Below are 25,139 nucleotides of genomic sequence, written 5' to 3' on the forward strand. Positions count from 1 at the left end.
GAGGGAGCTGCACAGTCATGGAACTGCACGACGTCTGGTTCGTCCTGATCGCCGTCCTGTGGACCGGCTACTTCTTCCTGGAGGGCTTCGACTTCGGGGTCGGTGTGCTCACGAAGCTGCTCGCCCGCAACCGGCCCGAGAAGCGGGTGCTGATCAACACCATCGGGCCCGTCTGGGACGGCAACGAGGTCTGGCTGCTCTCGGCGGGCGGTGCCACCTTCGCCGCCTTCCCCGAGTGGTACGCGACGCTCTTCTCCGGCTTCTACCTGCCCCTGCTGCTCATCCTGGTCTGCCTGATCGTCCGGGGCGTGGCCTTCGAGTACCGCGTCAAGCGGCCCGAGGAGAGCTGGCAGCGCAACTGGGAGACGGCGATCTTCTGGACCTCGCTGCTCCCCGCGTTCCTGTGGGGTGTGGCCTTCGGCAACATCGTGCGGGGCGTGCAGATCGACCAGGACTTCAACTACGCCGGCGGCGTCCTGGATCTGCTCAACCCGTACGCGCTGCTGGGCGGTCTGGTCACCCTGGCGCTGTTCACCTTCCACGGGACGGTGTTCGTCGGTCTCAAGACCGTCGGGGAGATCCGGGAGCGGGCGCGGAAGCTGGCGCTGCGCGTCGGGCTGGTGACCGCCCTGCTGGCCCTCGCCTTCCTGCTGTGGACGCAGGCCGAGCGGGGCGACACGGCGTCGCTCGTCGCGGTGGTCGTGGCCGTCGCGTCCCTTCTCGTGGCGCTGGTCGCGGCGCGGGCCGGGCGTGAGGGCTGGGCGTTCGCCCTGTCGGGGCTCACCATCGTGGCCACGGTGGCGATGCTCTTCCTGACGCTGTTCCCGAACGTCATGCCGTCGACGCTCAACCCGGAGTGGAGCCTGACGGTCACCAACGCCTCGTCCAGCCCGTACACCCTGAAGATCATGACCTGGTGTGCCGGGATCGCCACCCCGATCGTCCTGCTCTACCAGGGCTGGACCTACTGGGTGTTCCGCAAGCGAATCGGTACGCAGCACATCGCCGACCCCGCGCACTGAGGTGTGTTTCACGTGAAACCAATCGATCCGCGTCTGCTCCGGTACGCCCGTGCCACCCGGGTCTTCCTGGGGGCGGTCGTCGCCCTGGGTGCCGTCGGGGCGGGGTTGGTCATCGCGCAGGCGATGCTCATCGCCGAGGTGGTGGTCGGCGCCTTCCAGCACCGCATGCCGGTGTCGGAACTCGGCACTCCCCTGCTGCTGTTGGCCGTCGTCGCGGTCGGCCGGGCGCTGGTCGGCTGGCTCACCGAGCTGGCAGCGCACCGGGCGAGCGCGGCGGTGAAGTCCGAGCTGCGGGGGCGGCTGCTGGAGCGATCCGTGCGGCTCGGGCCCGGGTGGCTGAGCGGGCAGCGGACCGGTTCGCTGGTCGCCCTGGCCACTCGGGGAGTCGACGCCCTCGACGACTACTTCTCGCGGTATCTGCCGCAGTTGGGTCTCGCGGTGGTCGTGCCGGTGGCGGTGCTGGCGCGGATCGTCACCGAGGACTGGGTCTCCGCGGCCATCATCGTGGGCACCCTGCCGCTCATCCCGGTCTTCATGGTCCTGATCGGCTGGGCCACGCAGTCCCGGATGGACCGTCAGTGGCGGCTGCTGTCCCGGCTGTCCGGGCACTTCCTGGACGTCGTCGCCGGGCTGCCCACGCTGAAGGTCTTCGGCCGTGCCAAGGCGCAGGCCGAGTCGATCCGGCGGATCACCGGCGAGTACCGGCGGGCGACCATGCGGACGCTGCGGATCGCCTTCATCTCCTCCTTCGCGCTGGAGCTGCTCGCGACGATCTCGGTGGCGCTGGTCGCCGTGACGATCGGTATGCGGCTGGTGCACGGCGAGATGGACCTGTACATCGGCCTGGTCATCCTGATCCTGGCGCCCGAGGCGTATCTGCCGTTGCGGCAGGTCGGGGCGCAGTACCACGCGGCGGCTGAGGGGCTCGCCGCCGCTGAGGAGATCTTCGAGGTCCTGGAGACGCCCGTTCCCGCGTCCGGGTCCGAGGCCGTGCCCGAGGGTGCGCTGGCGTTCGAGGGCGTGACGGTCCGGTACCCGGGGCGCTCGGCGGACGCCGTGTCGGACGTCTCCTTCACCGTCGAGCCCGGGGAGACGGTCGCTCTCGTCGGGTCGAGCGGGGCCGGGAAGTCGACGCTGCTCGGTGTGCTGCTGGGGTTCGTGCGGCCGGCCGAGGGGCGGGTGAAGGCCGGGGGAGTCGACCTCGCCGACGCCGACCTGGAGCAGTGGCGCTCCCGGATCGCGTGGGTGCCGCAGCGGCCGCATCTGTACGCCGGGACGATCGCCGAGAACGTACGGCTGGCGCGGCCCGACGCCGATGACGACGCCGTACAGCGGGCGCTGCGGGACGCCGGGGCGCTGGAGTTCGTGGACGCCCTGCCGGAAGGCGCGGAGACCGTGCTCGGCGAGGACGGGACCGGGCTGTCGGCCGGGCAGCGGCAGCGGCTCGCGCTGGCCCGGGCGTTCCTCGCGGACCGGCCCGTGCTGCTGCTCGATGAGCCGACGGCCGCGCTGGACGGGGCCACCGAGGCCGAGGTCGTGGCCGCGGTACGGCGGCTGGCGGCCGGGCGGACGGTGCTGCTGGTGGTGCACCGGCCGGCGCTGCTGGGGGTGGCGGACCGGGTGGTGCGCCTGGCCGAGCCCGAGACGGCCGCTGCGCCGGTCGCGCCCGCCCCGGTTCACCAGCGGGGTTCGGTGGCGGGCGAGCTGACCGCCCCGGTCGACGTGACCGAGCCTCATGGGGAATCCGCTTCGGGCCCTGTCCTCACACGTGTTCGTGCCATGTCCGGTGCCCGGCGCGGGCGGCTGGTCCTCGCGCTGCTGCTCGGCAGTCTCGCGCTCGGGAGCGCCGTGGGGCTCATGGCCACCTCCGGGTGGCTGATCTCGCGGGCCTCGCAGCAGCCGCCCGTGCTCTATCTGATGATGGCCGTCACGGCGACACGGGCCTTCGGGATCGGGCGAGCCGTGTTCCGGTACGCCGAGCGGCTCGTCTCGCACGACGCCGTGCTGCGGATGCTGGCGGACACCAGGGTCGCGGTCTTCCGTCGGCTGGAGCGGCTGGCGCCCGCCGGGCTGCGCCGGACCCGCCGGGGAGATCTGCTCTCCCGGCTCGTCGCCGACGTGGACGCGCTGCAGGACTACTGGCTGCGGTGGCTGCTGCCGGCCGGGGCGGCCGTCGTGGTGTCGGCCGCGTCCGTGGGCTTCACGGCGTGGCTGCTGCCGGAGGCCGGGGCCGTGCTCGCGGCCGGGCTGCTGGCGGCGGGCGTGGGAGTGCCGCTGATCACCGGTGCCGTGGCGCGGCGGGCCGAGCACCGGCTGGCCCCCGCTCGCGGCGTACTGGCGACCCGGGTCACCGATCTGCTCACCGGCACCGCGGAGCTGACCGTCGCCGGTGCCTTGCCCGCGCGGACCGCCCGGGCACGCGAGGCCGACGGGGCGCTCACCCGGATCGCCTCGCGCGCCGCCACCGCCACGGCCCTCGGCGACGGACTCACCGCGCTGATCTCCGGCCTGACCGTCACGGCCGCCGCCCTGGTCGGCGCTCAGGCGGTCGCGGCCGGGCGGCTGGACGGCGTGACCATGGCCGTCGTCGTCCTCACCCCTCTGGCCGCCTTCGAGGCCGTGCTCGGGCTGCCGCTCGCCGCGCAGTACCGGCAGCGGGTGCGCAGGAGCGCCGAGCGGGTGTACGAGGTGCTGGATGCCCCGGAGCCCGTGGGGGAGCCGGAGCGGCCCCGGCAGGCGCCCGCGTCGCCGTTCCCGGTGGCCGTCAAGGGGCTGACCGCGCGGTACGAGGGGCAGGACCGGGACGCGGTCGCCGGGCTCGATCTGACCCTCGAGGAGGGCCGCCGTGTCGCCGTGGTCGGACCGTCCGGCTCCGGCAAGACGACGCTGGCGCAACTGCTGCTGCGGTTCCTGGACGCAGGGTCGGGTGCGTACACGCTGGCGGGCGTGGACGCCTACGCGCTGCACAGCGACGACGTACGGAAGCTCGTCGGGCTGTGCGCGCAGGACGCGCATCTCTTCGACAGCTCGCTGCGCGAGAACCTGCTGCTCGCCAAGAAGGACGCCACCGAGGACGAACTGCGTGCCGCGCTCGGCCGGGCCCGGCTGCTGGACTGGGCCGAGGGCCTGCCCGACGGGCTCGACACGCTCGTCGGCGAGCACGGGGCGCGGCTGTCCGGAGGGCAGCGGCAGCGGCTGGCGCTGGCCCGCGCGCTGCTCGCGGACTTCCCCGTCCTGGTGCTCGACGAGCCCGCCGAGCATCTCGACCTGCCGACGGCGGACGCGCTGACCGCCGATCTGCTGGCCGCCACCGAGGGCCGTACGACTCTGCTCATCACGCACCGGCTGGCGGGCCTGGAGGCGGTCGACGAGGTGCTCGTGCTGGATCGGGGACGGGTGGTGCAGCGCGGGTCGTACCCGGAGCTGGTGGCGGTGGACGGGCCGCTGCGGGAGATGGCGGAGCGGGAGGCGGCGTCGGAGGAACTGGTCGGGAGCGCGGTGGAGGCGTGATCCCTGACGGGGCCGCGCGCACTGATCCATTCGGAGCAGCCGGTCCCCCAGCCGTACGACCCGAACAGGACCGGGCCCGCGGAGCTGGGCGAGGATCGCTGACATGCGCTCATATCGCCGCTATCGCCTGCTCGTTCCGGCTCTGCTGTGCGCGCTGGCGGCCCTCGCGGCCCGGCCGACGGCGGCGGACAAGGAGCCCGGGGGCGGCGGGGACACGGGCATCAGCGCCGAGGTGGCGCGGCTCTACGAGGACGCCGCGGCGGCGACGCAGCTGTACGAGGCCGGCCGCAAGGAGGCCGACGTGCAGCGGGCCAAGGCGCAGCGGGCGGAGGCTCTCCTGGACACTCAGCGGCGGCACATCGCGGGTCTGAACGAGGACCTGGGCCGGATCGCCCGTGCCCAGTACCGGGGCAGCGGGGGTCTGCCGGTGGCCGTGCAGATGCTCCTCGCCGACAGCCCCGACGACCTGATGCGAGGTCAGCACGCCTTCTCGCAGACGAATCTCGCCGTGAACAACGCGATCTCCAAGAGCCGCCGGGCCGAGGCACGGCTCACCGCGGACGAGGCCAGGGCCGCTGCCGAATGGCAGGCGCTGGAGAAGCGGAACGTCCAGCTGGCCGAGCTGAAGTCGGGCATCGAGCAGAAGCTCGAAGCGGCCCGCTCACAGCTCCAGGGCCAGGCGGACGCCTCGGTCGCCGCCGGGGCGTGCCGCGGTGCCGTCCGGCTCGACCAGCCGGAGTCGGGGTTCACGAGTGCGTGGGTCGCGCCCGTGGAGACGTACGAGCTGTCCGCTTCCTACGGCAGCGGCGGGGCGCGGTGGTCGAGCCGGCACACCGGGCAGGACTTCGCGGTGCCGATCGGCACGCCCGTGCGGTCCGTGGGGACGGGCCGGGTGGTGAGGGTGTCCTGCGGCGGCCCCTTCGGCATCGAGATCGTGCTGAAGCACGCGGGCGGCTACTACACGCAGTACGCCCATCTCGCGTCCGTCGCGGTCGACCAGGGGGAGGAGGTCGGCCCCGGCCAGTGGATCGGCCAGTCGGGCACCACGGGCAACTCCACCGGACCGCACCTGCACTTCGAGACCCGGGTCACACCGGAGATGGGTTCGGCGGTGAACCCGGTGTCGTGGCTGGAGGAGCGCGGGGTGTCGCTCTGACGGAGCGGCTCGACCGCGTTCGTGAGAGCGGGCGGCACCTACAGCCGTTCGGCCACCAGCTGCTCGATCACGACGGCGACCCCGTCCTCGTTGTTCGCCACCGTCCGTCCCGAGGCCGCGGCGATCACGTCCGGGTGGGCGTTGCCCATCGCGTACGACCGGCCGGCCCAGGTCAGCATCTCGACGTCGTTCGGCATGTCGCCGAAGGCGACGACCTCCTCGTGCGAGATGCCGCGCTCGGCGCAGCACAGGGCGAGCGTGCTGGCCTTGGACACCTCGGGGCCGCTGATCTCCAGCAGGGCGCTGGGGCTGGAGCGGGTCACACTGGCGCGGTCGCCGATCGCGAGCCGGGCCAGGGTCAGGAAGGCGTCGGGGTCGATCTCCGGGTGGAAGGCCAGGATCTTCAGCACCGGCTCCCCGGCTGCCCGGTGATCAGGGCCCAGCAGCTCCTCCGCCGGGGCGAGGCTGTCGGGGATCTCCATGTGCAGCTTCGGGTACGCCGGCTCCTGGTAGAAGCCGTAGGTCTGCTCCACCGCGTACACCGTGCCCGGCGCCGCGTCGCGCAGCAGCCGTACGGCGTCCAGCGCGTTCTCCCGCTCCAGCTCCCGGACCTTCACGAACTTGTGGGTGCCGGGGCCGCCGTGCAGGTCGACCACGGCGGCGCCGTTGCCGCAGATCGCCAGTCCGTGGCCGTGCACATGGTCGCTGACGACGTCCATCCAGCGGGCCGGGCGGCCGGTGACGAAGAAGACCTCGATGCCCGCCTCCTCGGCAGCGGCCAGCGCGGCCACCGTGCGGGGGGACACCGACTTGTCGTCGCGCAGCAGGGTGCCGTCGAGGTCGGTGGCGATCAGCCGCGGCGGGAGGGTCTCGGCCGCGGTATCGGGCTGTCGGGTCGCTGAGGTCACCGGGTCATTGTCCCGCAGATGCCCGCACGGGCGTGCGGGGCTCCGCACAGGTGAGTGGATGCCGCTCCCACCAGGGCTTTCCTGAGGAATGAGCCCAGGAGGGAGCCCTCAGAGGCCTCAGCGCAACTGCGCCGGTGCCTCCATGGCGATCTGCTCGAAGACCTTCTCGTCCGCCGCGAAGGGCGAGTCCGGGATCGGCCAGTGGATCACCAGCTCCGTGAAGCCCAGTTCCGCGTGCCGGCCGGCGAAGTCGACGAAGGCGTCCAGCGACTGGAGCGGGCCGGTACGGTCCGGCGTGAACCCGGTGAGCAGGACCCGGTCGAGGCCGGTCATGTCCCGGCCGACCTCGGCGCAGGTGTCGGCCAGCCTCTCGGCCTGCCCGCGCAGGGCCTGGACCGACTGCTCAGGGGTGCCGTTCTCGTACAGCTTGGGGTCGCCGGTGGTCACCCAGGCCTGGCCGTGCCGGGCGGCGAGCCGCATCCCGCGCGGGCCGGTCGCGGCGACCGCGAACGGCAGCCTGGGGCGCTGCACACAGCCGGGGATGTTCCGCGCCTCGTGAGCCGAGTAGAAGTCGCCCTCGTACGACACCGTGTCCTCGCTGAGGAGCCGGTCGAGCAGCGGGACGAACTCGGCGAAGCGGTCGGCGCGCTCGCGCGGTGTCCACGGGTCCTGGCCGAGCGCGGTGGCGTCGAAACCGGAGCCGCCCGCGCCGATGCCCAGCGTGATCCGCCCGCCGGAGATGTCGTCCAGGGAGATCAGCTCCTTGGCGAGGGTCACCGGGTGCCGGAAGTTCGGCGAGGTCACCAGCGTGCCGAGCCGAAGCCGCTCGGTGACGGCCGCGGCGGCGGTGAGGGTCGGCACGGCGCCGAACCACGGGCCGTCCCGGAAGCTGCGCCAGGACAGATGGTCGTAGGTGTACGCGGTGTGGAAGCCGAGCTGCTCGGCGCGTGTCCAGGCCGTACGGCCGCCTTCGTTCCAGCGGCGGTACGGGAGGATCACGGTGCTCAGACGCAGACTCATGGCATCGAGACTAAAGGAGCCCCGCGGGTGGCCCGTGTTTCACGTGAAACAAGTCACCGTCATCGGCTGGTCACGCTCAGCGGGTCAGCGGGGTCCGGGGAAGCGGAGATATCCCGGCGGTACGGCCTCGGTCAGCCACACGCCGTTCGCGCTCACGCGGAAGACATGGCCATCGCGGTGCATGGCGGCCGTGTCCACCGTCAGGACGACCGGCCGGCCTCGGCGGGCACCGACACGGGTCGCCGTCTCGCGGTCGGGGGAGAGATGCACGTCGTGCCGGTTCATCGGCCTGAGGCCCTCGACCCGGATCGCGTCCAGGTGACGGGCGACGGTGCCGTGGTAGAGGTGCGCGGGCGGGGTCGCCGCCGGCAGCCCGAGGTCGACCTCGACACTGTGGCCCTGGCTGGCGCGGATCCGGGTGCCCTCGACGGCGAACCGGCGCTTGTCGTTGGTGAGGACGACATGGTCCAGTTCGTCGCGGGTGAAGCGGAAGCCGTGCGCGGCGGCCGCGGCGATCAGTGTGTCGATCTCCACCCAGCCGCCCTCCTCGAGCGCCAGACCGATCCGCTCGGGCTGGTGGCGCAGATGCTTCGAGAGATACTTGGACACCTTCACGGTGCGTCTTTCGTCCATCCCACCAGAGTGCGGGAGAGACGCGAATCACGCGATCGAGTATTGCTTCCGAGGTTTGATCCACAGCCAAGTACTGTTATCCACAGGGGAATTGACGGTTCTGTGGACAACTAGCCCTCGAAACCGGGGGCTTGGGCCCGCCCCGCCGCCGCACGGGCCGTCACATCGGCGGCTTCATCCGCGCGATCCTCCGCAGCATCCCCGGTGCCAGCCGCGACAGCACCCGCGCACCCCGCGCCTCCGGCGTGACCGGAACGACCGCCTCGTCGCGCTCCACCGCGCGCAGGATCGCGGCGGCCACCTTCTCCGGCGGGTAGTTCCGCAGCCCGTACAGACGGGCGGCGCGCTGCTGGAGCCTCGTCTCCTCCTGGGCGTCGGCCCCGGCGAAGTGCGCCGTCGACGTGATGGCGGTGTTGACGATGCCGGGGCAGACCGCCGTCACGCCGATCCCCTGCCCGGCGAGCTCCGCGCGCAGGCACTCGCTGAGCATCAGCACGGCCGCCTTGGAGGTGCTGTAGGCGGGCAGGGCCCGGGACGGCAGATACGCCGCCGCAGAGGCCACGTTGACGATGTGGCCGCCCTGCCCGCGCTCGGCCATCCGCCGGCCGAAGAGCCGGCAGCCGTGGATCACGCCCCACAGATTGACGTCGAGGACCTTCTTCCAGTCCTCCGGCGTGGTGTCGAAGAAGGACCCGGACAGCCCGATCCCGGCGTTGTTGACCAGGACGTCCACCACCCCGTACTCGAGGCTGACCTTCTCGGCGAGCTTCTCCATGGCCTGCTCGTCGGAGACATCGGCCGTCTCCGCCCAGGCCGCCGAGGCGCCCAGGAGACGGGACGACTCGGCGGTGCGGGCCGCCGCCTCCCCGTCCCGGTCGACGGCGACCACGCGTGCGCCGGCCTTCGCGTACGCCAGCGCGGTCGCCCGCCCGATGCCGCTGCCCGCCCCGGTGACCAGCACGAGCTGCCCCGAGAACCGCTCGGCGTGCCTGCCGCCCGACGCCGCCGGGGACCGGCCGTCCTCGACTGACCTCACGAAATCCCCGATCCACGAAGCGAGCTGATCCGGACGGGTGCGCGGGATCCAGTGCCCCGCCGGGAGCGTCCTGCGGGTCAGCTTCGGAACCCACCGCTCCAGCTCGTCGTAGAGGCGCTCCGACAGGAACCGGTCCCCCAGGGGCGTGATGAGCTGCACGGGTGCGTGGGCGTGCGCGTCCGGGCGCGGCCTGCGCAGCCGGGGCCGCACGTTGTCCCGGTACAGCCAGGCGCCGTGCGCCGCGTCCGACGGCAGGGACGAGGTCGGGTAGCCGTCGCGCGGCACCTTCTCCACCCGCTCCAGGACCTTCGGCCAGCGTTTGCCGAGCGGGCCGCGCCAGGCCAGCTCGGGCAGCACGGGCGTGTGCAGCAGGTACACGTACCAGGACTTCGCGCCCTGCCCGAGGAGCTGGCCGACCCGGCGCGGGGTGGGCCGCTTCACGCGCCGGTCGATCCAGTGGCCGAAGTGGTCCAGGGACGGCCCGGACATCGAGGTGAAGGAGGCGATACGGCCCTCGGTGCGCCGGACGGTGGTGAACTCCCAGGCCTGCACCGAGCCCCAGTCGTGCCCGACCAGGTGCACGGGCCGGTCCGGACTGACCGCGTCCGCGACGGCCAGGAAGTCGTCCGTCAGCTTCTCCAGCGTGAACCCGCCCCGCAGCGGCCGCGGCGCCGTCGACCGGCCGTGGCCGCGGACGTCGTACGCCACCACGTGGAACCGCCCGGCGAGCCGCGCGGCGACCTCGGACCACACTTCCTTGCTGTCGGGGTAGCCGTGCACGAGGACGACCGTAGGGCGACTCGGATCGCCCAGCTCGGCCACGCACAGCTCGACTTCGCCGGTCCGTACCCAGCGCTCCCGCGCGCCCGTGAGCAACGTCATCCGGCGAATCTGGCAGTTGTTAGAGAAATCGTCAATAGCGCGCGGGTCGGGCTGCTTCCCCGGTCGTGGTAACTCTCAGGCAGCAGGTCCCCTAAGGGCCCGTACTACTCCAGGGTGACCCGGATACAGCTCTGCGGAGTGACGACCACCACGCCCGTGGCCCCTACCTTCGAAGGGTGACTGTGATCGCGACCGAAAGCCTGAGCAAGCGGTTCCCGAGGGTGACCGCGCTTGACCGGCTCTCCGTGGACGTCGGGCCCGGTGTGACCGGACTCGTCGGAGCCAACGGGGCCGGCAAGTCCACACTGATCAAGATCCTGCTGGGTCTGTCCCCCGCCACCGAGGGCCGCGCCGACGTGCTCGGCCTCGATGTCGCCACCAGGGGCGCCGACATCCGCGAGCGGGTCGGCTACATGCCCGAGCACGACTGCCTGCCGCCGGACGTCTCGGCCACCGAGTTCGTCGTCCACATGGCGCGCATGTCCGGCCTGCCGCCCACCGCCGCGCGCGAACGCACGGCCGACACCCTGCGCCACGTCGGCCTGTACGAGGAGCGCTACCGCCCCATCGGCGGCTACTCGACCGGCATGAAGCAGCGCGTCAAGCTCGCCCAGGCCCTGGTGCACGACCCCCAGCTGGTCTTCCTGGACGAGCCGACCAACGGCCTCGACCCGGTCGGCCGCGACGAGATGCTCGGCCTGATCCGCCGGATCCACACCGACTTCGGCATCTCCGTCCTGGTCACCTCGCACCTGCTGGGCGAACTGGAGCGCACCTGCGACCACGTCGTCGTCATCGACGGCGGCAAGCTCCTGCGCTCCAGCTCCACCACGGACTTCACCCAGACCACCACGACCCTCGCCATCGAGGTCACCGACACCGACGAGCACCCCGACGGCACCCGCGCGGTGCGCGACGCGCTGGACGCGCGCGGGGTGAGCGTCGAGGACGGCAGCGGCCTGCCGGGCGCCGGCCACGTGCTGCTGCTCACCGCCCAGGGCGAGGAGACGTACGACCTGGTCCGGGACGTGATCGCCGACCTCGGACTCGGCCTGGTGCGCATGGAGCAGCGCCGGCACCACATCTCCGAGGTCTTCACGAACAGCGACGAGCGCGAGCAGCGGAAGGAGGCGGTCGGCCATGGCGGTTGAGCACTCCACGGGGACATCGGCCCCGGCACCGGGTGACCAGACCCGCATCCACAACATCGGCTACCGCAGCTACGACGGCCCGCGCCTCGGCCGCGCCTACGCCCGCCGCTCCCTGTACTCGCAGTCCCTGCGCGGCTCCTACGGCCTCGGCCGCTCGGTGAAGTCCAAGGTGCTGCCGATGCTGCTGTTCGTGGTGATGTGCGTGCCCGCGGCCATCATGGTCGCCGTCGCGGTCGCCACCAAGGCGGGCGCCCTGCCCGTGGACTACACGCGCTACGCGATCGTCATGCAGGCCGTCATCAGCCTGTACGTCGCCTCGCAGGCACCCCAGTCCGTCTCGCGGGACCTGCGCTTCAAGACGGTGCCGCTGTACTTCTCGCGGCCCATCGAGACCGCCGACTACGTCCTCGCCAAGTTCGCGGCGCTGGCCTCGGCGCTGTTCGTCCTCACGGCCGCTCCCCTGCTCGTGCTCTACGTGGGCGCGCTGCTGGCCGAGCTCGACTTCGCCGACCAGACCAAGGGATTCGCACAGGGACTCGTCTCCGTGGCACTGCTCTCACTGCTGTTCGCCGGTATCGGCCTGGTCATCGCGTCCTTCACCCCGCGCCGCGGCTTCGGCATCGCGGCCGTGATCGCCGTGCTGACCATCACCTACGGCGCGGTCTCCACCCTGCAGGCCATCGCCGACGTCCAGGGCAGCAGCGACGCCGTGCCGCTGATCGGGCTGTTCTCGCCGATCACGCTCGTCGACGGGGTGCAGTCCGCGTTCCTCGGCGCGACCTCCGCCTTCCCCGGCGGGGTGGGCCCGAGCAACGCCGAGGGCGTCGTCTTCGTCCTCGTCGCCCTGGGCCTGATCGCGGCGAGCTACGGCCTCCTGATGCGCCGCTACAAGAAGGTGGGACTGTGACCACGCTCTCCATCGACCATGTCTCCCGCTGGTTCGGCAACGTGGTCGCCGTCAACGACATCACCATGACCATCGGCCCCGGCGTCACGGGCCTCCTCGGCCCCAACGGCGCCGGAAAGTCCACCCTCATCAACATGATGGGCGGCTTCCTCGCCCCCTCCACCGGCACGGTCACGCTCGACGGGCAGCCCGTGTGGCGCAACGAGCAGATCTACCGGCACATCGGTGTCGTCCCCGAGCGCGAGGCGATGTACGACTTCCTCACCGGGAAGGAGTTCGTCCTGGCCAACGCCGAACTGCACGGCCTGGGCGCCAAGGCGGCCCAGAAGGCGCTGGCCACGGTCGAGATGGAGTACGCGCAGGACCGCAAGATCCAGACGTACTCCAAGGGCATGCGCCAGCGCGTGAAGATGGCCTCCGCCCTGGTCCACGACCCGTCCCTGCTCCTGCTGGACGAACCCTTCAACGGCATGGACCCGCGCCAGCGCATGCAGCTGATGGACCTGCTGCGCCGCATGGGCGACGAGGGCCGCACGGTGCTGTTCTCGTCCCACATCCTCGAAGAGGTCGAGCAACTCGCCTGGCACATCGAGGTCGTCGTCGCCGGCCGGCATGCCGCCAGCGGTGACTTCCGCAAGATCCGGCGCCTGATGACCGACCGGCCGCACCGCTACCTGGTGCGTTCCAGCGACGACCGCGCCCTCGCGGCCGCGCTGATCGCCGACCCGTCGACGTCCGGGATCGAGGTCGACCACGCCGAGGGCGCGCTGCGCATCCAGGCCGTCGACTTCGGCCGCTTCACGGCTCTGCTGCCGCGTGTGGCGCGCGAGCACGGCATCCGCCTGCTCACGGTCTCGCCGTCCGACGAGTCCCTCGAGTCCGTCTTCTCGTACCTGGTCGCGGCGTAGGAGGCCCTGATGTATGACCCCACAGTCGCCCGGCTCACCTACCGGGCCCTGCTCGGCCGGCGCCGGGCCCTCATCCTCGGTGCCCTGCCCCTGCTGCTGATCGTCATCGCCGTGGCGGTGCGCGGTCTCACCGGCGCGGACGACCAGACGGCCTCGGACCTGCTGGGCGGGCTCGCCCTCGCCACGATGGTGCCGCTGATCGGCGTCATTGCCGGAACGGGCGCGATCGGGCCGGAGATCGACGACGGCTCGGTGGTGTATCTGCTGTCCAAGCCGATCAAACGGCCGACCATCATCTTCACCAAGCTGATCGTCGCCGTCGCCGTGACGATGGTGTTCTCCGCGGTGCCGACGCTCATCGCCGGGTTCATCCTGAACGGCAACGGCCAGCAGATCGCCGTGGCCTACACGATCGCGGCCCTGGTCGCCTCCATCGCGTACGCGGCGATGTTCCTGCTGCTCGGCACGGTCTCCCGGCACGCGGTGGTGTTCGGCCTCGTCTACGCGCTGGTCTGGGAGGCCCTGTTCGGCTCCCTGGTGCCGGGTGCCCGCACGCTGAGCGTCCAGCAGTGGTCGCTGGCCGTCGCCCAGAAGGTGTCCGGCGGAGACATGGTGACCTCGGACGTCGGCCTGACGACGGCGACGGTGCTGCTGGTCGGCGTCACGGTCCTCGCCACCTGGTACGCCGGTCAGAAGCTGCGCTCACTGACCCTCGCCGGCGAGGAGTGAGGTGCCCCGGCCTTGACGGGGGCATCACCTCGGTCGGGGCACACTGGGCAAACGGGATGTAGGGGCACCACACGGGAGTTGGACGGCTGGGAGGAGACCGGGATGGCGGGCGACAAGGCTCAGCATGAGGACGACGCTTGGGACGACCTCGTTCTGGACGACGACTTCATACGCTCCGCCGAGACCTCCGAGCCGTCCGCCCGGGCCCGGATGCTCGCCGAGCGCTGGCGCCGTGAGGAGCCGGAGCCGCAGCCCTGGCGCTCCGACGAGCCGCCCGCGGGCTGGTTCTTCAGCAAGGTCCGGCGGCGCGGATGGCGCAGGCGCTGACGCCGGGCGATTTATTCGGTGGCGTCCAATTCGCCCGGCGGGCAGAGTGGTTGTGTTCACCCCGCCGGGCAAGGAAGTCCGGCGTCGAGTTCTGGGAGAGGAGCGGGACGATGCCCATGCACGGCAGTACGTCCAGCTCCCTTCAGGGCAGCCCGCGGCGGGCTCCGGAGTAGTCGCTACCCCACTCCGTAGAACTCGCCCCATACGGGGAGCTGCCCGGGGCGGCCGCTTCGAGCACGCGAATCGCACTCGCGTGGGCCGCCCACCCGGAGGATTGGCCGAGTGGTAAGGCACTGGCTTGCTCTGTTTTTGATCAGAAGCGAGTCGCGGTCGGGCTTCAACAGCCCGCGCACGTTCGATCCGTGCATCCTCCGCCGCACGCAAGCCCCGAGGGCTCAGCCCAGCAACCGCTCCAGCACCACGGCGATCCCGTCCTCCTCGTTCGAGGACGTCACCTCGTCCGCCACGGCCTTCAGCTCCTCGTGGGCGTCCGCCATGGCGACACCGTAGGAGGACCAGGCGAACATCGGTATGTCGTTGGGCATGTCGCCGAAGGCGATCGTGTCGGCCGCCTTCACCTTGAGCCGGCGGGCCGCCAGCGACAGACCGGTCGCCTTGGACAGGCCCAGGGGGAGGAGCTCGACGATGCCCTCGCCCGCCATGACGACGCTGACGAAGCCGCCGGCGGTGCGCGTGGCGACCTCGCACAGCTCGTCGTCCGACAGCGTCGGGTGCTGGATGTACATCTTGTTCAGCGGCGCGCTCCACAGGTCCGACGCGTCCGTGAAGGGCGTCGCGGGGAGGGTGCCCTGGACCGCGTAGCCGGGGCCGACCAGCACCTCTCCGTCCAGACCGTCGCGGCTCGCGGCCAGGTACAGCGGGCCGACCTCCGCCTCGATCTTGGCCAGCGCCACCCCGGCGAGCTGCCGGTCCAGCGTCACCGACGTCAGCAGGCGGTGGGCGCCGGCGTCGTACACCTGCGCGCCCTGGCCGCAGACGGCCAGGCCCTGGTAGCCGAGGTCGTCGAGGATGTGCCGGGTCCAGGGGACCGCGCGGCCGGTGACGACGATGTGCGCGGCGCCCGCGGCGGTGGCCGCCGCGAGCGCGTCACGGGTGCGGGGCGACACCGACTCGTCGGAGCGCAGCAGCGTCCCGTCGAGGTCGGTGGCGATCAGCTTGTAGGGGAAACCGGTGGTCACTTGGACACCGGCTCCAGGACCTCCCGGCCGCCCAGGTACGGACGCAGCACCTCGGGCACGCGCACCGAGCCGTCGGGCTGCTGGTGGTTCTCCAGGATCGCCACGATCGTGCGCGGTACGGCGCACAGGGTGCCGTTGAGCGTGGCCAGCGGCTTGACCTGCTTGCCGTCACGGAAGCGGATCGACAGCCGGCGGGACTGGAACTCGGTGCAGTCCGAGGTCGAGGTCAGCTCGCGGTACTTGCCCTGGGTCGGGATCCACGCCTCGCAGTCGAACTTGCGGGAGGCCGAGGCACCCAGGTCGGCGCTGGCCACGTCGATCACGCGGTACGGCAGCTCCAGGGAGGTCAGCCACTGCTTCTCCCACTCCAGCAGCCGCTGGTGCTCGGCCTGCGAGTCCTCCGGGGCCACGTAGGAGAACATCTCGACCTTGTCGAACTGGTGCACGCGGAAGATGCCCCGGGTGTCCTTGCCGTGCGAACCGGCCTCGCGGCGGAAGCAGGGCGAGAAGCCCGCGTAGCGCAGGGGGAGGCGGTCGGCGTCGAGGATCTCGTCCATGTGGTACGCCGCCAGCGCCACCTCGGACGTGCCGACCAGGTAGAGGTCGTCGTCGGCGAGGTGGTAGACGTCCTGGGAGGCCTGGCCGAGGAAGCCCGTGCCCGCCATGGACTGGGAGCGGACCAGGGCCGGGGTGAGCATCGGGGTGAAGCCGGCCGCGGTGGCCTGGGCCATCGCCGCGTTCACCAGGGCGAGCTCCAGGAGCGCGCCCACGCCCGTCAGGAAGTAGAAGCGCGAGCCGGAGACCTTGGCGCCGCGCTCGACGTCGATCGCGCCGAGGATCTGGCCGAGCTCCAGGTGGTCCTTGGGCTCGAAGCCCTCGGCGGCGAAGTCGCGGATCGAGCCGTGCGTCTCCAGCGTGACGAAGTCCTCCTCGCCGCCCACGGGCACGTCCGGGTGGACGAGGTTGCCGAGCCTCTGGAGCAGCTCCTGGGTCTCGCTGTCGGCCGCGTCGCGGTCCGCGTCGGCCGCCTTGACGTCGGCGGAGAGCTGGCCGGCCTTCTTCAGCAGCTCGGCCTTCTCGTCCCCGGCCGCCTTGGGGATGAGCTTGCCGAGCGCCTTCTGCTCGGCGCGCAGCTCGTCGAAGCGGACGCCGGACGACCTGCGCCGCTCGTCGGCAGACAGGAGGGCGTCGACGAGCGCGACGTCCTCTCCACGGGCGCGCTGGGACGCGCGCACACGGTCGGGGTCCTCACGGAGCAGGCGAAGGTCAATCACGCGCCCAAGGCTACCGGTGTGGGGTGACCGCTCACGACTCACTATTGGGGTCGTGTATTACGTACCGTTATGGCCGAATTGCGGTCGGTGTCAATAAAAAAGCGCTCCTCCCCCGGAACGGGGCATCTGTGAGGCGCCGCATTGACTCGATTTCCTTGTGCGGAACGGGACTTGGGGTCTGGTTGTCCACAGGGATCCACACCCTCCGAAGAGTTATCCACAGGCTGTGTGGAAGATCTGTGGACTTCGGAATTGATCACTCCGGAAGGCTGGGCGCCCCTCGGAATTCCCGGTGCAAACCTGCCCCGTCCTCACTTTCGAGTGCAATTGGGTCCCCCTGAAGAGTTACGCAAGGGAAAACGGTAGACGAAGGGCGTCCTGCCTGCTGATGGACCCATCCGGGCCTTGTAGGGCGATTTGTCGACTGAATCGCGCTGCGTTGTCGACTTGTCCCCAGGTCGAGAAGCGGACCTGTGGATAACTCCTGTGGATAACGAAAATCACCAGGTACGACCGGCCTAGAACCGGCCGTCCTGGCACCGCGCCACCCAGTCCGCCGCCTCCACGAACTCCTCGTCCGACGTCCCGAGCCGCGGCGGCTGGACATCCCCGGGCCGCACGTCCGCGCGCGGATAGGAGCCGAGGTAGCGCACCTGGAGGCAGATCCGCTTCAGGCCCTTCAGGGCGTCGGCCATCCGGCGGTCGGAGATATGGCCCTCGGCGTCGATGCAGAAGCAGTAGTTGCCGATGCCGGCACCGGTGGGCCGGGACTGGAGCAGCATCAGGTTGATGCCGCGCGTGGCGAACTCGCCCAGCAGGTCGCGCAGACCGCCGGGGTGGTCGTCGCGCTGCCACAGCACGATGGACGTCTTGTCCGCGCCGGTCGGCGCCGCGGGCCGGGCGGGCCGGCCGACCAGCACGAACCGTGTCTGGGCGTTCTCCGCGTCGTGGATCCCGGTCTCCAGGGCCTCCAGGCCGTAGCGGGCGGCCGCGAACTCACCGGCGAAGGCGGCGTCGTACTGGCCCTCCTGGACCAGCCGGGCGGCGTCCGCGTTCGAGGCGGCCGACTCCCAGTGCGCGTCCGGGAGGTGCTTCTTCAGCCAGTTGCGCACCTGCGGCTGGGCGGCCGGGTGGGCGGAGACCGTCTTGATGTCCGACAGCTTCGTGCCCGGGCGGACCAGCAGCGCGAAGGTGATCGACAGCAGCACCTCGCGGTAGATCATCAGCGGGGCGCCGGCGACCAGCTCGTCGAGGGTGGTGGTGATGCCGCCCTCGACGGAGTTCTCGATCGGCACGAACGCGGCCTCGGCCTCGCCGGTTCGTACCGCGTCGAGCGCGGACTGGACGGAGACGTAGGGGGTGAGTTCCCGGGTGGCGGCCTCGGGAAGCGTGCGCAGGGCGACTTCGGTGAAGGTGCCCTCAGGGCCGAGATACGCATAGCTCGCTGGCATGACCTCACCCTAATGGGCCCGTGGAATCGACATCCCCCACAAGACCGCCCAGAGGCGGACTCTCACCCCTCCAGCAACTTCTGCCCCACGTACTCGCCCTTGGCGGCCCCGCCCGGCACCGCGAACAGCCCGCTCGACTCGTGCCGGATGTACTGCGACAGGGCGTCGCCGCGGTCGAGCTTGCGCTGCACCGGCACGAAGCCGCGCAGCGGATCGGCCTGCCAGCAGATGAAGAGCAGACCCGCGTCGGGCACCCCGTCGGTGTCGATGCCGTCGTGGAAGGAGAACGGGCGGCGGAGCATCGCCGCGCCGCCGTTCTGGTCGGGCCGGGTGATGCGGGCGTGGGCGTTGATCGGGACGACCAGGTTGCCCTTGGCGTCCGTCTTCTCCAGGTCCATCGCGGTCGTCTCGGTGCCCCCGGACAGGGCCGCCCCGTCGGACTTGCGGCGCCCGATCACGTCCTCCTGCGCCTTCCCGGAGAGCTTCTCCCAGTCGTCGAGGAGCATCCGGATCCGGCGTACGACAGCGTAGGAGCCGTTCGCCATCCAGGCCGGTTCGCCCTTCTCCGGCACGAAGATCCGCTGGTCGAAGTCGGACTCGGCCGGCTTCGGGTTGCGGGTGCCGTCGATCTGGCCCATCAGGTTGCGGGCCGTCATGGGGTGGGCGGTGGCGCCCGGCGAGCGGTTGAAGCCGTTCATCTGCCAGCGGACGCGGGCCGCCGAGCCGGTGTCCTTCTGGATCGCGCGCAGGGCGTGGAAGGCGACCAGGGAGTCGTTGGCTCCGATCTGCACCCACAGGTCACCGTTGCTGCGGTTCTTGTCGAGCTGGTCCGAGGAGAACTCGGGCAGCGGGTCGAGGGAGGCCGGGCGCTGCTTCTCCAGGCCCGTCCTGGCGAAGAAGCTGTGGCCGAAGCCGAAGGTGATCGTCAGCGACGAGGGTCCGGCGTCCCGGGCCACGTCGGTGTCGTCGTGCCCGCTCGGCTCGCCCGCCATCAGCCGCCGGGCCGTCTCCGACCAGCGGCGCAGCAGGGCGGCGGCCTCCTTGCGGCCGGCGCCCGCCGCCAGGTCGAAGGCGACGACGTGGCCGCGGGCCTGGAGGGCCTCGGTGATGCCGGGCTGATGTTTCCCGTGAAACATCGCCCGGTCGGTGCCGAGCGAGGTGAGCGGCGCGGCTGCCTCGGAGGGGGCGGCGGCGTATCCCCCGGCCGCGCCCGCCGTACCGAGCACGAGCCCGGTGGCACCGGCGGTGCCGAGCATCCGGCGCCGTGAGATGCCCTCCCGGGCGGAGGCCGCTTCGGTCTCCCCCGGGGCGGTGCCGGGAGTACGGGTCTCCGGAGTGGACTGGTCAACCATGGTCGTTCAGCCGATCTGCGCGTTCTTGGAGACGGTCACCTCGTCGATGTCGGAGGTCCGCACGGTCACGTCGACCTTCCAGTCGCCGGCCATGGGGATCTGCACTCCGTTCGCCGACCAGTGTCCGGTAGCGAGGTGGTCCGGGGTGACGGGCAGGGGCCCGATGTTCTTGGCTTTCAAGGTGAAGTCGACCTTGACCTCGGGGATGTCGAAGGCCCGGCCGTTGGGCCGCTCCACGTAGACGTGCATCTCGTTGTCGCCCACGCGCGCGGGATCGAGGTCGACCGTGACGATGCCCTTGCCGTCCTCGCCGCCGGTGTCGAACGGCATGTTCAGGGTCAGCGCCCCGGACGCCCCGGCGTCGGCGGAGGCGGCTGCGGAGGACGAGGCGGCCGCCTTGGCCTCCTGCTCCGTACGGCCCGGCTCGGTCTGCGTCAGCACGGTGGTGACGGCGAGCAGGACGACCGCGATGCCGGCCTCGGCCAGCACGGAGCGGCGCAGCCCGAAGCGGTTGGGATCGGCGTCCCGGAGCTGCTTGCGCCGGGCGGTGTCCCGAGCGGCCCGCTGCCGGGCGAGCTGCGCGGCGCGCTCGGTGTCGGCGGGGTCGGTGTCGGCGGGCTCGGCTTCGTCGGACTCCGTGTCGTCAGGCCCAGGGCTGTCGGGCTCGGGGTCGGACTGCTCGTCGGCGTCACGGCCGGTGCTCGTGCCGGTCCGGTCATCGCCGGTGACGTCGGCGTCCGTGTCGCCGGAGGCGCCGGCCCCCGCACCCACGCGCGTCAACTCCCGCTCCGCCGATGCAGGCACCGCCTCCACCAGCCGCCCCGTCCAGCGCCGCGAGATCCACGCGACGCCGACCAGTACGACCACGAGGGCGATCTTCGCCAGGAGCAGTTGCCCGTACCGGGTGTCGGTGAAGGCCGACCAGGAGCCGAGCTGGCGCCAGGACTGGTACGTCCCGGTCGCGATCAGCGCGAGCACGCTGCCGAAGGCGACCCGGGAGAAGTCGCGTACGGCCGACGCGTCCACGGGTGTGTCGGCGGGGGCCCGGTACAGGGCGACCAGGAGCGCGCCGAGCCCGCCGAGCCACGCGGCGACGGCCAGCAGATGGACGACGTCGACCGGCATGGAGATGCCGGCCTGGAGCCCGACCGAGGCGTGCTCGGACATCGCCCAGCTCGCGGCGAGCCCGGCCGCCACGACGACGCCGCCGATGGCGAGACCGAAGGTCAGGTCGCGCCTCTCCTGGGGGTCCTCACGCTTGTCGTACGCCCCGAACAGCACGGAGATGAACAGGGCCGCCGCGGCGAGCAGCAGCAGCCGGGACACCAGGGCCGCGCCGGTCTTGGTCTCCAGCACCTGCCCGAGCAGGGACAGGTCGAAGACGTCGGCGACCTTCCCGGAGCCGGTGTAGGAGCCGCGCAGCAGGAGCAGGGCGAGGGTCGCGGCGGTGAGCGCGAGCCACCCGGAGACGACGAACCGCTGCACCGGACGTACCCCGGAGCCGCGTCGCCAGCAGGCGAGGACGAAGGCGGCACCACCGGCCATCACGATGAACCCGGCGTACGACACATACCGCCCGAAGCCGTACAGCCAGCCGACGAGCCCGTCGTCGGTCGCCTGCTGGGAGACCGTCGCGGAGGTCTTGGAGGGGGCGCCGATGGAGAAGGTGTAGGCGCCGGCGACGGGATGGCTGTCGGCGGAGACGACCTGGTAGGCCACCGTGTACGTGCCGTCGGGCAGACCCGGCTTCAGCCCCACGGCGTACGTCGTCCCGCTGACGTTGGACGGCTCGGCCGTGTCGACGCGCTTGCCGTCGGGGTCGAGCACGCGCAGTGAGTCGTCGGACAGCGCGACCTGCTCGGAGAAGGTGAGCGAGATCCGGGCCGGGGCCTCCTGGACCACCGCCCCCTGCCCGGGGTCGCTGCCGGTGACCGCGGCGTGCGCGGAGGCCGGGCCGGCTCCCGCGAGGAGTGCGCAGGCCGCGGCCAGGAGCAGCAGCACCAGGGTCCGGACGCGGGGGGCGATGGTCTGAGTCACGGGGATCCCTCCCTCAGTGTCCGGTCTTCGGGCTGTAGGTCGCCGACTTCACCGGCATCTCGACCTTGACGGGGCCGGAGTCGGCGAAGCGGAGCTCAAGGGTGACCGTCTGGCCTTCCTTCGGCTTGCGCTTCAGCTGCTCGAACATCAGGTGGTCGCCGCCGCTCTTGAGCACCAGTTCACCGTGGGCGGGGACCTTGAGGTCCTTGACCTCCTGCATGGCTCCGCCGACGGTCTCGTGCACGGTGACCTGACCGGCGACATCGCTCGTGACCGAGGTCAGCTCGTCGGCGGCACCGCCCTTGTTGGTGACGGTGAAGAAGCCGGCCGCCATCTCGTCGGAGACCGGCTGCGGCATGTACGCGGAGCCGACGGAGAGTTCCGCCTTCCCGTCCGCGGAGCCGCTGCCGGAGTCCGAGCCGCCGCAGCCCGCCAGGGCCAGCGCCCCGGCCAGGACGAGGGCCGGTGGGCCGAGTCGACGCCTCACGGGTTCGCTCCCTTGACGAGCGCGGGGAGGTCCTTGGTGTAGTCGTCGACGGAGGCGTCCTCGCCGTAGAGCACATAGCCGCCGTCGGTCTTCGGCGAGAACGCGATGACCTGGGTGCCGTGCTCGGAGATGATCTTGCCGTTCTTGTCCTTCCGCGGCGCGTCCAGGGAGATGCCGAGGGTACGGGCGCCGGCCTGGATGGTCGCGAAGTCGCCGGTGAGGCCGATGAACTGGGGGTCGATGCCCTTGAGCCACTTGCCGAGCTCGGCCGGGTTGTCGCGGTCCGGGTCGGTGGTGACGAACACGACGCGCAGATCGTCCTGTTCGGCCTTGGGCAGCTGCTTCTTGGCCACGGCGATGTTGCTCATGGTCGACGGGCAGACGTCGGGGCAGTGGGTGTAGCCGAAGTAGATCAGGGTGGGCTTGCCCTCGGTCTCCTTGCGGAGGTCGTACTTCTCGCCCTGCGTGTCGGTGAGGACCAGATCCGGCTTCTCGAACGGCTTGTCGAGGACGGTGGCGGCCTTCTCGGTACCGGCCTCCTCCGACACCACGGCGACGGGCTGGTCGCTGTCGCCGCCGCTGCCGCAGGCGGTCAGGGTCAGCGAGGCGGCGGCGAGCAGAGCGGCCGCGGCGAAGGTCTTGGTGCGCATAGAAAGGAATCCCAGATGTCGGTGACCCGGCGCGCACCGGGGTCTCCCCGCCCGAGGGGCGAGGATCCGGCGCGCGCCGTGCAACGGAAGGGTCGTCAGGCGTTGGAGCGCCGACGCCCGGCGAGCACGCCGTAGGCGACGCCCGCCGCGCCCACCACGATGCCGACGACGCCCAGGACACGGGCGGTGGTGTCGGTGCCGTCGGAGTGGGCGGTGTCGGCGGCGGCGGTCTTGGCGGAGGCCTTCTCGGCGTGCTCGGAGTCGGAGGCCTTGTCGCCCGACGAGCCGTGGTGCCCGTCCTCGGAGGCGGCGGACAGCTCCAGCACCGGGGCCGGGTTGTCGGGCTCCTCCTTGCCGTCCTGCGGCACCTCGATCCAGCGGACGACCTCCTTGTTGGAGTACGTCTGCAGGGCCTTGAAGACGAGTTCGTCGGCGTCCTCGGGCAGGGTGCCGATGGAGACCGGGAACTTCTGGAAGAAGCCGGCCTTGATGCCGTCGCCGTCGGCGGTCCAGGTGACCTTGGTGACGGCCTCGGAGATCTTCTCGCCGTGCATCTCCAGCGGCTTGTCCAGCTTGGACTTGGTGACCTTGATGTCCCATCCGGGCACCGGCTCCGGCATGACGGAGGCCAGCGGGTGGTCGGTGGGGAAGTTGACCTCGAGCTTGGTGGTCGAGGCGTCGTCGCGCTCGTTGGGGACCTTGAAGTCCACGACCGCGTAGCCGCCCTTGGCGGCCTCCCCTTCCGGCTGCACGGTGACGTGCGCGAAGGCGGGGGCGGACAGGGCGAGAACGGTGACACCGGCGGCGGCACCGGCCGCGGCGATACGGGAAACCTTCATGGAAGGAGCACTCCGCTGTGAGTCGGTTCGGGATGAGGAAGAGGGATACACGCACACGCGCGTGCCGCACGACGGCGGCCCCTCCTCGAATCCGAAGAACCCGAAGAATCGGAGTGGCGGTCGCGTCGCGTCAGGCGGCGAGGGCGAGAGCGGATACGGGCGCAGGGACGGCCGGCGGGCCGCGCCGGATCACCGTGTGCTGCAGCGCGGTCGTGGACGGCATCTTTGGCACGGGCCGCACGGCGAGCACGGGGCACGGGCGTGCCTGAGGCACTCCCGGGAGTCCGGCCCGCAGGGCCCGCACCAGCGCGAACGCCGCCCGCAGGGAGCGCGCGGGCGCCCCTTCGGCGACGCCCTGCGCGGACAGTTCGGTGAGCCGCAGCAGCGCCAGGTCGCCGTGGCGCAGCAGCCAGCCTGCGGCGATCGCCGCGAGGACATGGCCGAGCAGCATCGGCAGGGACGGCCACAGCGAGGCCGGCGCGGCGTCCGTTGCCACATGCGTGTGGGCGCCGCCCGTCGGCTGGAGCCGGGCGTCGGTGAGGACCTTGTGGGCCTGCGCCGGGCTGATCGCCGCCGCCGTGGTCCCGCACAGAAGCCGCGCGGCCTGCTGGACCAGCGCGGCGTCACTCGTGCCCGCCGGTACCGAGGAGCTGGTGGCGGCGGCCGTACCGTGCTGGCCCAGTCCGAACAGGGTGTGCAGCACCGTCTGGCCGACCGCGAGCAGTGCCGCGATCGCCGGCAGCGAGCGCACGCGCCCCGCGAGCGGCGCCGCCACCGCGGCCACCCCGAGGAACCCGGCGCCCAGCGTCCACAGCGGAATGCCCTCGCACGACGCCAGCGCGTGACCTGCCCCGGCCAGCACGACGCAGACCGCGGCGAACACCGCGGCCCGCAGGATCCGAACCGGGTGTCCGGAGCGCGTCGCGCGCGCGTGGGGGGCAGTCATGGCGGGCTCATCATCGCACTGGCCCCGAAGGCCTCGTGCGGCAGGTCCGCAAGATGCCGTACGACCGGAACGTCACCCTCTGGCCCGCCCGCCCCCACTTGCACCGATGTTCGCTCCTGCATACACCGATCAGGACCAGCGCGCATCCGCCGTATGGGCGGCATCACGTCAACTTCACGCTTACATGCGGTGGCTCGGGGCAATACGTAACGGTATGTCGAGCCGCAGCCAGGAGGCTGGAGCATGAGCATCTGGTGGTCACTCCATCTGCGGCGCGAAGCTGCCAGCGTGCCTCTCGCCAGGCGCCTGCTGATCGGCACGATGGAGACCGCGGGCGTCGACCCCGACATCTCCTACGACCTCTCCGTCGCCCTCAGCGAGGCCTGCGCGAACGCCGTGGAGCACGGCGGGGGCATGGCGCGCGGCGGCCCCGGTTCGGAGGCCTACCGGGTCACGGCCTACCTCGACGGCGAGAAGTGCCGGATCGAGGTCGCCGACGCGGGCCCGGGTTTCCCCGCGTCCTCCGTCTCCCGGTCCCGTCCGCCGATCCGGCCCGCGCAGTCCGACGCGGAGGACGGCAGAGGGCTGTGCCTCATCCAGGAGCTCGCCGACCATGTTCACTTCGGCAACAAGCCGGGCCGGGGCGGGGCCGTGGTGAGCTTCGACAAGGTCCTCAAGTGGCGCGAGGGTGCCGCGCCGCTGATGGCGGTGTGAC

Annotated in this window: 22 protein-coding genes and 1 tRNA gene; 10 read left to right on the forward strand and 13 right to left on the reverse strand. The window is 71.5% G+C overall.

Going from position 1 to position 25,139, the window contains the following annotated elements; genetic code table 11:
* Positions 1 to 17: 17 nt before the first annotated feature.
* The 3 genes from cydB (at position 18) to KJK29_RS19070 (ending at position 5,688) form a co-directional block, all read left to right on the forward strand.
* Positions 18 to 1,022: a cytochrome d ubiquinol oxidase subunit II gene (gene cydB / locus KJK29_RS19060; RefSeq protein WP_215120357.1), complete on the forward strand. Its 1,005-nt coding sequence runs from the start codon at positions 18 to 20 to the stop codon at positions 1,020 to 1,022.
* Positions 1,023 to 1,034: 12 nt separating this feature from the next.
* Entirely contained in the window at positions 1,035 to 4,532 is a 3,498-nt protein-coding gene (cydD, locus tag KJK29_RS19065; protein WP_215120358.1) for a thiol reductant ABC exporter subunit CydD, read from the forward strand.
* Between the two features lie 103 nt (positions 4,533 to 4,635).
* Positions 4,636 to 5,688, forward strand: a complete 1,053-nt coding sequence (locus tag KJK29_RS19070) for a M23 family metallopeptidase (protein ID WP_215120359.1) — start codon at positions 4,636 to 4,638, stop codon at positions 5,686 to 5,688.
* A gap of 38 nt (positions 5,689 to 5,726) precedes the next feature.
* Here KJK29_RS19070 and KJK29_RS19075 read toward each other — a convergent pair whose 3' ends face one another.
* The 4 genes from KJK29_RS19075 to KJK29_RS19090 form a co-directional block, all read right to left on the reverse strand.
* A complete protein-coding gene (locus KJK29_RS19075) occupies positions 5,727 to 6,614 on the reverse strand; it encodes a Cof-type HAD-IIB family hydrolase (RefSeq protein ID WP_215124354.1) in 888 nt (295 codons plus the stop codon).
* 99 nt (positions 6,615 to 6,713) lie between these two features.
* Complete coding sequence (locus tag KJK29_RS19080) at positions 6,714 to 7,616, reverse strand: LLM class flavin-dependent oxidoreductase (RefSeq protein ID WP_215120360.1); 903 nt, start codon at positions 7,614 to 7,616, stop codon at positions 6,714 to 6,716.
* Between the two features lie 84 nt (positions 7,617 to 7,700).
* Positions 7,701 to 8,249, reverse strand: a complete 549-nt coding sequence (locus tag KJK29_RS19085; RefSeq protein ID WP_215120361.1) for an RNA 2'-phosphotransferase — start codon at positions 8,247 to 8,249, stop codon at positions 7,701 to 7,703.
* A 160-nt stretch (positions 8,250 to 8,409) separates the two neighbouring features.
* Positions 8,410 to 10,167 carry an SDR family oxidoreductase gene (locus tag KJK29_RS19090; RefSeq protein WP_215120362.1) on the reverse strand — a complete coding sequence of 586 codons (1,758 nt, stop codon included), beginning with the start codon at positions 10,165 to 10,167 and terminating at the stop codon, positions 8,410 to 8,412.
* 182 nt (positions 10,168 to 10,349) lie between these two features.
* On the opposite strand from KJK29_RS19090, the gene KJK29_RS19095 reads away from it, so the two are divergent.
* From KJK29_RS19095 to KJK29_RS19120, 6 genes are all read left to right on the forward strand, one after another.
* Positions 10,350 to 11,318, forward strand: a complete 969-nt coding sequence (locus tag KJK29_RS19095) for an ABC transporter ATP-binding protein (RefSeq protein WP_215124355.1) — start codon at positions 10,350 to 10,352, stop codon at positions 11,316 to 11,318.
* On the forward strand, positions 11,308 to 12,225 hold the full coding sequence (locus KJK29_RS19100; RefSeq protein WP_215120363.1) for an ABC transporter permease: 918 nt from the start codon (positions 11,308 to 11,310) through the stop codon (positions 12,223 to 12,225). The genes KJK29_RS19095 and KJK29_RS19100 overlap by 11 nt, the downstream gene beginning before the upstream one ends.
* A complete protein-coding gene (locus KJK29_RS19105; RefSeq protein WP_184593781.1) occupies positions 12,222 to 13,133 on the forward strand; it encodes an ABC transporter ATP-binding protein in 912 nt (303 codons plus the stop codon). Before KJK29_RS19100 ends, KJK29_RS19105 begins: the two co-directional genes overlap by 4 nt.
* A gap of 9 nt (positions 13,134 to 13,142) precedes the next feature.
* The gene (locus tag KJK29_RS19110; protein WP_215120364.1) at positions 13,143 to 13,862 is read left to right on the forward strand and encodes an ABC transporter permease; all 720 of its coding nucleotides are present in this window, start codon (positions 13,143 to 13,145) and stop codon (positions 13,860 to 13,862) included.
* 102 nt (positions 13,863 to 13,964) lie between these two features.
* The gene (locus KJK29_RS19115; protein WP_215120365.1) at positions 13,965 to 14,189 is read left to right on the forward strand and encodes an SGM_3592 family protein; all 225 of its coding nucleotides are present in this window, start codon (positions 13,965 to 13,967) and stop codon (positions 14,187 to 14,189) included.
* A 268-nt stretch (positions 14,190 to 14,457) separates the two neighbouring features.
* Positions 14,458 to 14,563: transfer RNA gene (locus tag KJK29_RS19120), tRNA-OTHER, on the forward strand.
* A 21-nt stretch (positions 14,564 to 14,584) separates the two neighbouring features.
* On the opposite strand, the gene KJK29_RS19125 is transcribed toward KJK29_RS19120, so the two are convergent.
* The 9 genes from KJK29_RS19125 to KJK29_RS19165 all read right to left on the reverse strand — a co-directional run bounded on the left by KJK29_RS19125 (position 14,585) and on the right by KJK29_RS19165 (position 24,424).
* Positions 14,585 to 15,388 carry an HAD family hydrolase gene (locus KJK29_RS19125; RefSeq protein WP_215120366.1) on the reverse strand — a complete coding sequence of 268 codons (804 nt, stop codon included), beginning with the start codon at positions 15,386 to 15,388 and terminating at the stop codon, positions 14,585 to 14,587.
* On the reverse strand, positions 15,385 to 16,662 hold the full coding sequence (gene serS / locus KJK29_RS19130) for a serine--tRNA ligase (protein WP_215120367.1): 1,278 nt from the start codon (positions 16,660 to 16,662) through the stop codon (positions 15,385 to 15,387). Before serS ends, KJK29_RS19125 begins: the two co-directional genes overlap by 4 nt.
* 518 nt (positions 16,663 to 17,180) lie before the next feature.
* Positions 17,181 to 18,113: a prephenate dehydratase gene (pheA, locus tag KJK29_RS19135; protein ID WP_215120368.1), complete on the reverse strand. Its 933-nt coding sequence runs from the start codon at positions 18,111 to 18,113 to the stop codon at positions 17,181 to 17,183.
* Positions 18,114 to 18,175: 62 nt separating this feature from the next.
* Positions 18,176 to 19,465 carry an iron uptake transporter deferrochelatase/peroxidase subunit gene (gene efeB / locus KJK29_RS19140; protein WP_215120369.1) on the reverse strand — a complete coding sequence of 430 codons (1,290 nt, stop codon included), beginning with the start codon at positions 19,463 to 19,465 and terminating at the stop codon, positions 18,176 to 18,178.
* Between the two features lie 6 nt (positions 19,466 to 19,471).
* Positions 19,472 to 21,502, reverse strand: a complete 2,031-nt coding sequence (locus KJK29_RS19145) for a copper resistance CopC/CopD family protein (protein ID WP_215120370.1) — start codon at positions 21,500 to 21,502, stop codon at positions 19,472 to 19,474.
* A 13-nt stretch (positions 21,503 to 21,515) separates the two neighbouring features.
* Positions 21,516 to 21,989 carry a copper chaperone PCu(A)C gene (locus KJK29_RS19150; protein WP_215120371.1) on the reverse strand — a complete coding sequence of 158 codons (474 nt, stop codon included), beginning with the start codon at positions 21,987 to 21,989 and terminating at the stop codon, positions 21,516 to 21,518.
* On the reverse strand, positions 21,986 to 22,639 hold the full coding sequence (locus tag KJK29_RS19155) for an SCO family protein (RefSeq protein ID WP_215120372.1): 654 nt from the start codon (positions 22,637 to 22,639) through the stop codon (positions 21,986 to 21,988). Before KJK29_RS19155 ends, KJK29_RS19150 begins: the two co-directional genes overlap by 4 nt.
* Before the next feature lie 95 nt (positions 22,640 to 22,734).
* Positions 22,735 to 23,478, reverse strand: a complete 744-nt coding sequence (locus tag KJK29_RS19160; RefSeq protein WP_215120373.1) for a YcnI family copper-binding membrane protein — start codon at positions 23,476 to 23,478, stop codon at positions 22,735 to 22,737.
* A 130-nt stretch (positions 23,479 to 23,608) separates the two neighbouring features.
* Positions 23,609 to 24,424, reverse strand: a complete 816-nt coding sequence (locus tag KJK29_RS19165) for a hypothetical protein (RefSeq protein WP_215120374.1) — start codon at positions 24,422 to 24,424, stop codon at positions 23,609 to 23,611.
* Positions 24,425 to 24,667: 243 nt separating this feature from the next.
* On the opposite strand from KJK29_RS19165, the gene KJK29_RS19170 reads away from it, so the two are divergent.
* Positions 24,668 to 25,138: an ATP-binding protein gene (locus KJK29_RS19170; protein WP_215120375.1), complete on the forward strand. Its 471-nt coding sequence runs from the start codon at positions 24,668 to 24,670 to the stop codon at positions 25,136 to 25,138.
* Position 25,139: the final 1 nt, after the last annotated feature.

It is taken from the genome of Streptomyces koelreuteriae, from assembly GCF_018604545.1.
Classification (GTDB): Bacteria; Actinomycetota; Actinomycetes; order Streptomycetales; family Streptomycetaceae; genus Streptomyces; species Streptomyces koelreuteriae.

Excerpts from the sequence above, each read along its gene's own strand:
- cydB (WP_215120357.1), top strand. The coding sequence starts at position 18 with ATGGAACTGCACGACGTCTGGTTCGTCCTGATCGCCGTCCTGTGGACC.
- KJK29_RS19070 (WP_215120359.1), top strand. The coding sequence starts at position 4,636 with ATGCGCTCATATCGCCGCTATCGCCTGCTCGTTCCGGCTCTGCTGTGC.
- KJK29_RS19080 (WP_215120360.1), bottom strand. The coding sequence starts at position 7,616 with ATGAGTCTGCGTCTGAGCACCGTGATCCTCCCGTACCGCCGCTGGAAC.
- KJK29_RS19085 (WP_215120361.1), bottom strand. The coding sequence starts at position 8,249 with ATGGACGAAAGACGCACCGTGAAGGTGTCCAAGTATCTCTCGAAGCAT.
- KJK29_RS19090 (WP_215120362.1), bottom strand. The coding sequence starts at position 10,167 with ATGACGTTGCTCACGGGCGCGCGGGAGCGCTGGGTACGGACCGGCGAA.
- KJK29_RS19100 (WP_215120363.1), top strand. The coding sequence starts at position 11,308 with ATGGCGGTTGAGCACTCCACGGGGACATCGGCCCCGGCACCGGGTGAC.
- KJK29_RS19110 (WP_215120364.1), top strand. The coding sequence starts at position 13,143 with ATGTATGACCCCACAGTCGCCCGGCTCACCTACCGGGCCCTGCTCGGC.
- KJK29_RS19115 (WP_215120365.1), top strand. The coding sequence starts at position 13,965 with ATGGCGGGCGACAAGGCTCAGCATGAGGACGACGCTTGGGACGACCTC.
- pheA (WP_215120368.1), bottom strand. The coding sequence starts at position 18,113 with ATGCCAGCGAGCTATGCGTATCTCGGCCCTGAGGGCACCTTCACCGAA.
- efeB (WP_215120369.1), bottom strand. The coding sequence starts at position 19,465 with ATGGTTGACCAGTCCACTCCGGAGACCCGTACTCCCGGCACCGCCCCG.
- KJK29_RS19155 (WP_215120372.1), bottom strand. The coding sequence starts at position 22,639 with ATGCGCACCAAGACCTTCGCCGCGGCCGCTCTGCTCGCCGCCGCCTCG.
- KJK29_RS19160 (WP_215120373.1), bottom strand. The coding sequence starts at position 23,478 with ATGAAGGTTTCCCGTATCGCCGCGGCCGGTGCCGCCGCCGGTGTCACC.
- KJK29_RS19165 (WP_215120374.1), bottom strand. The coding sequence starts at position 24,424 with ATGACTGCCCCCCACGCGCGCGCGACGCGCTCCGGACACCCGGTTCGG.
- KJK29_RS19170 (WP_215120375.1), top strand. The coding sequence starts at position 24,668 with ATGAGCATCTGGTGGTCACTCCATCTGCGGCGCGAAGCTGCCAGCGTG.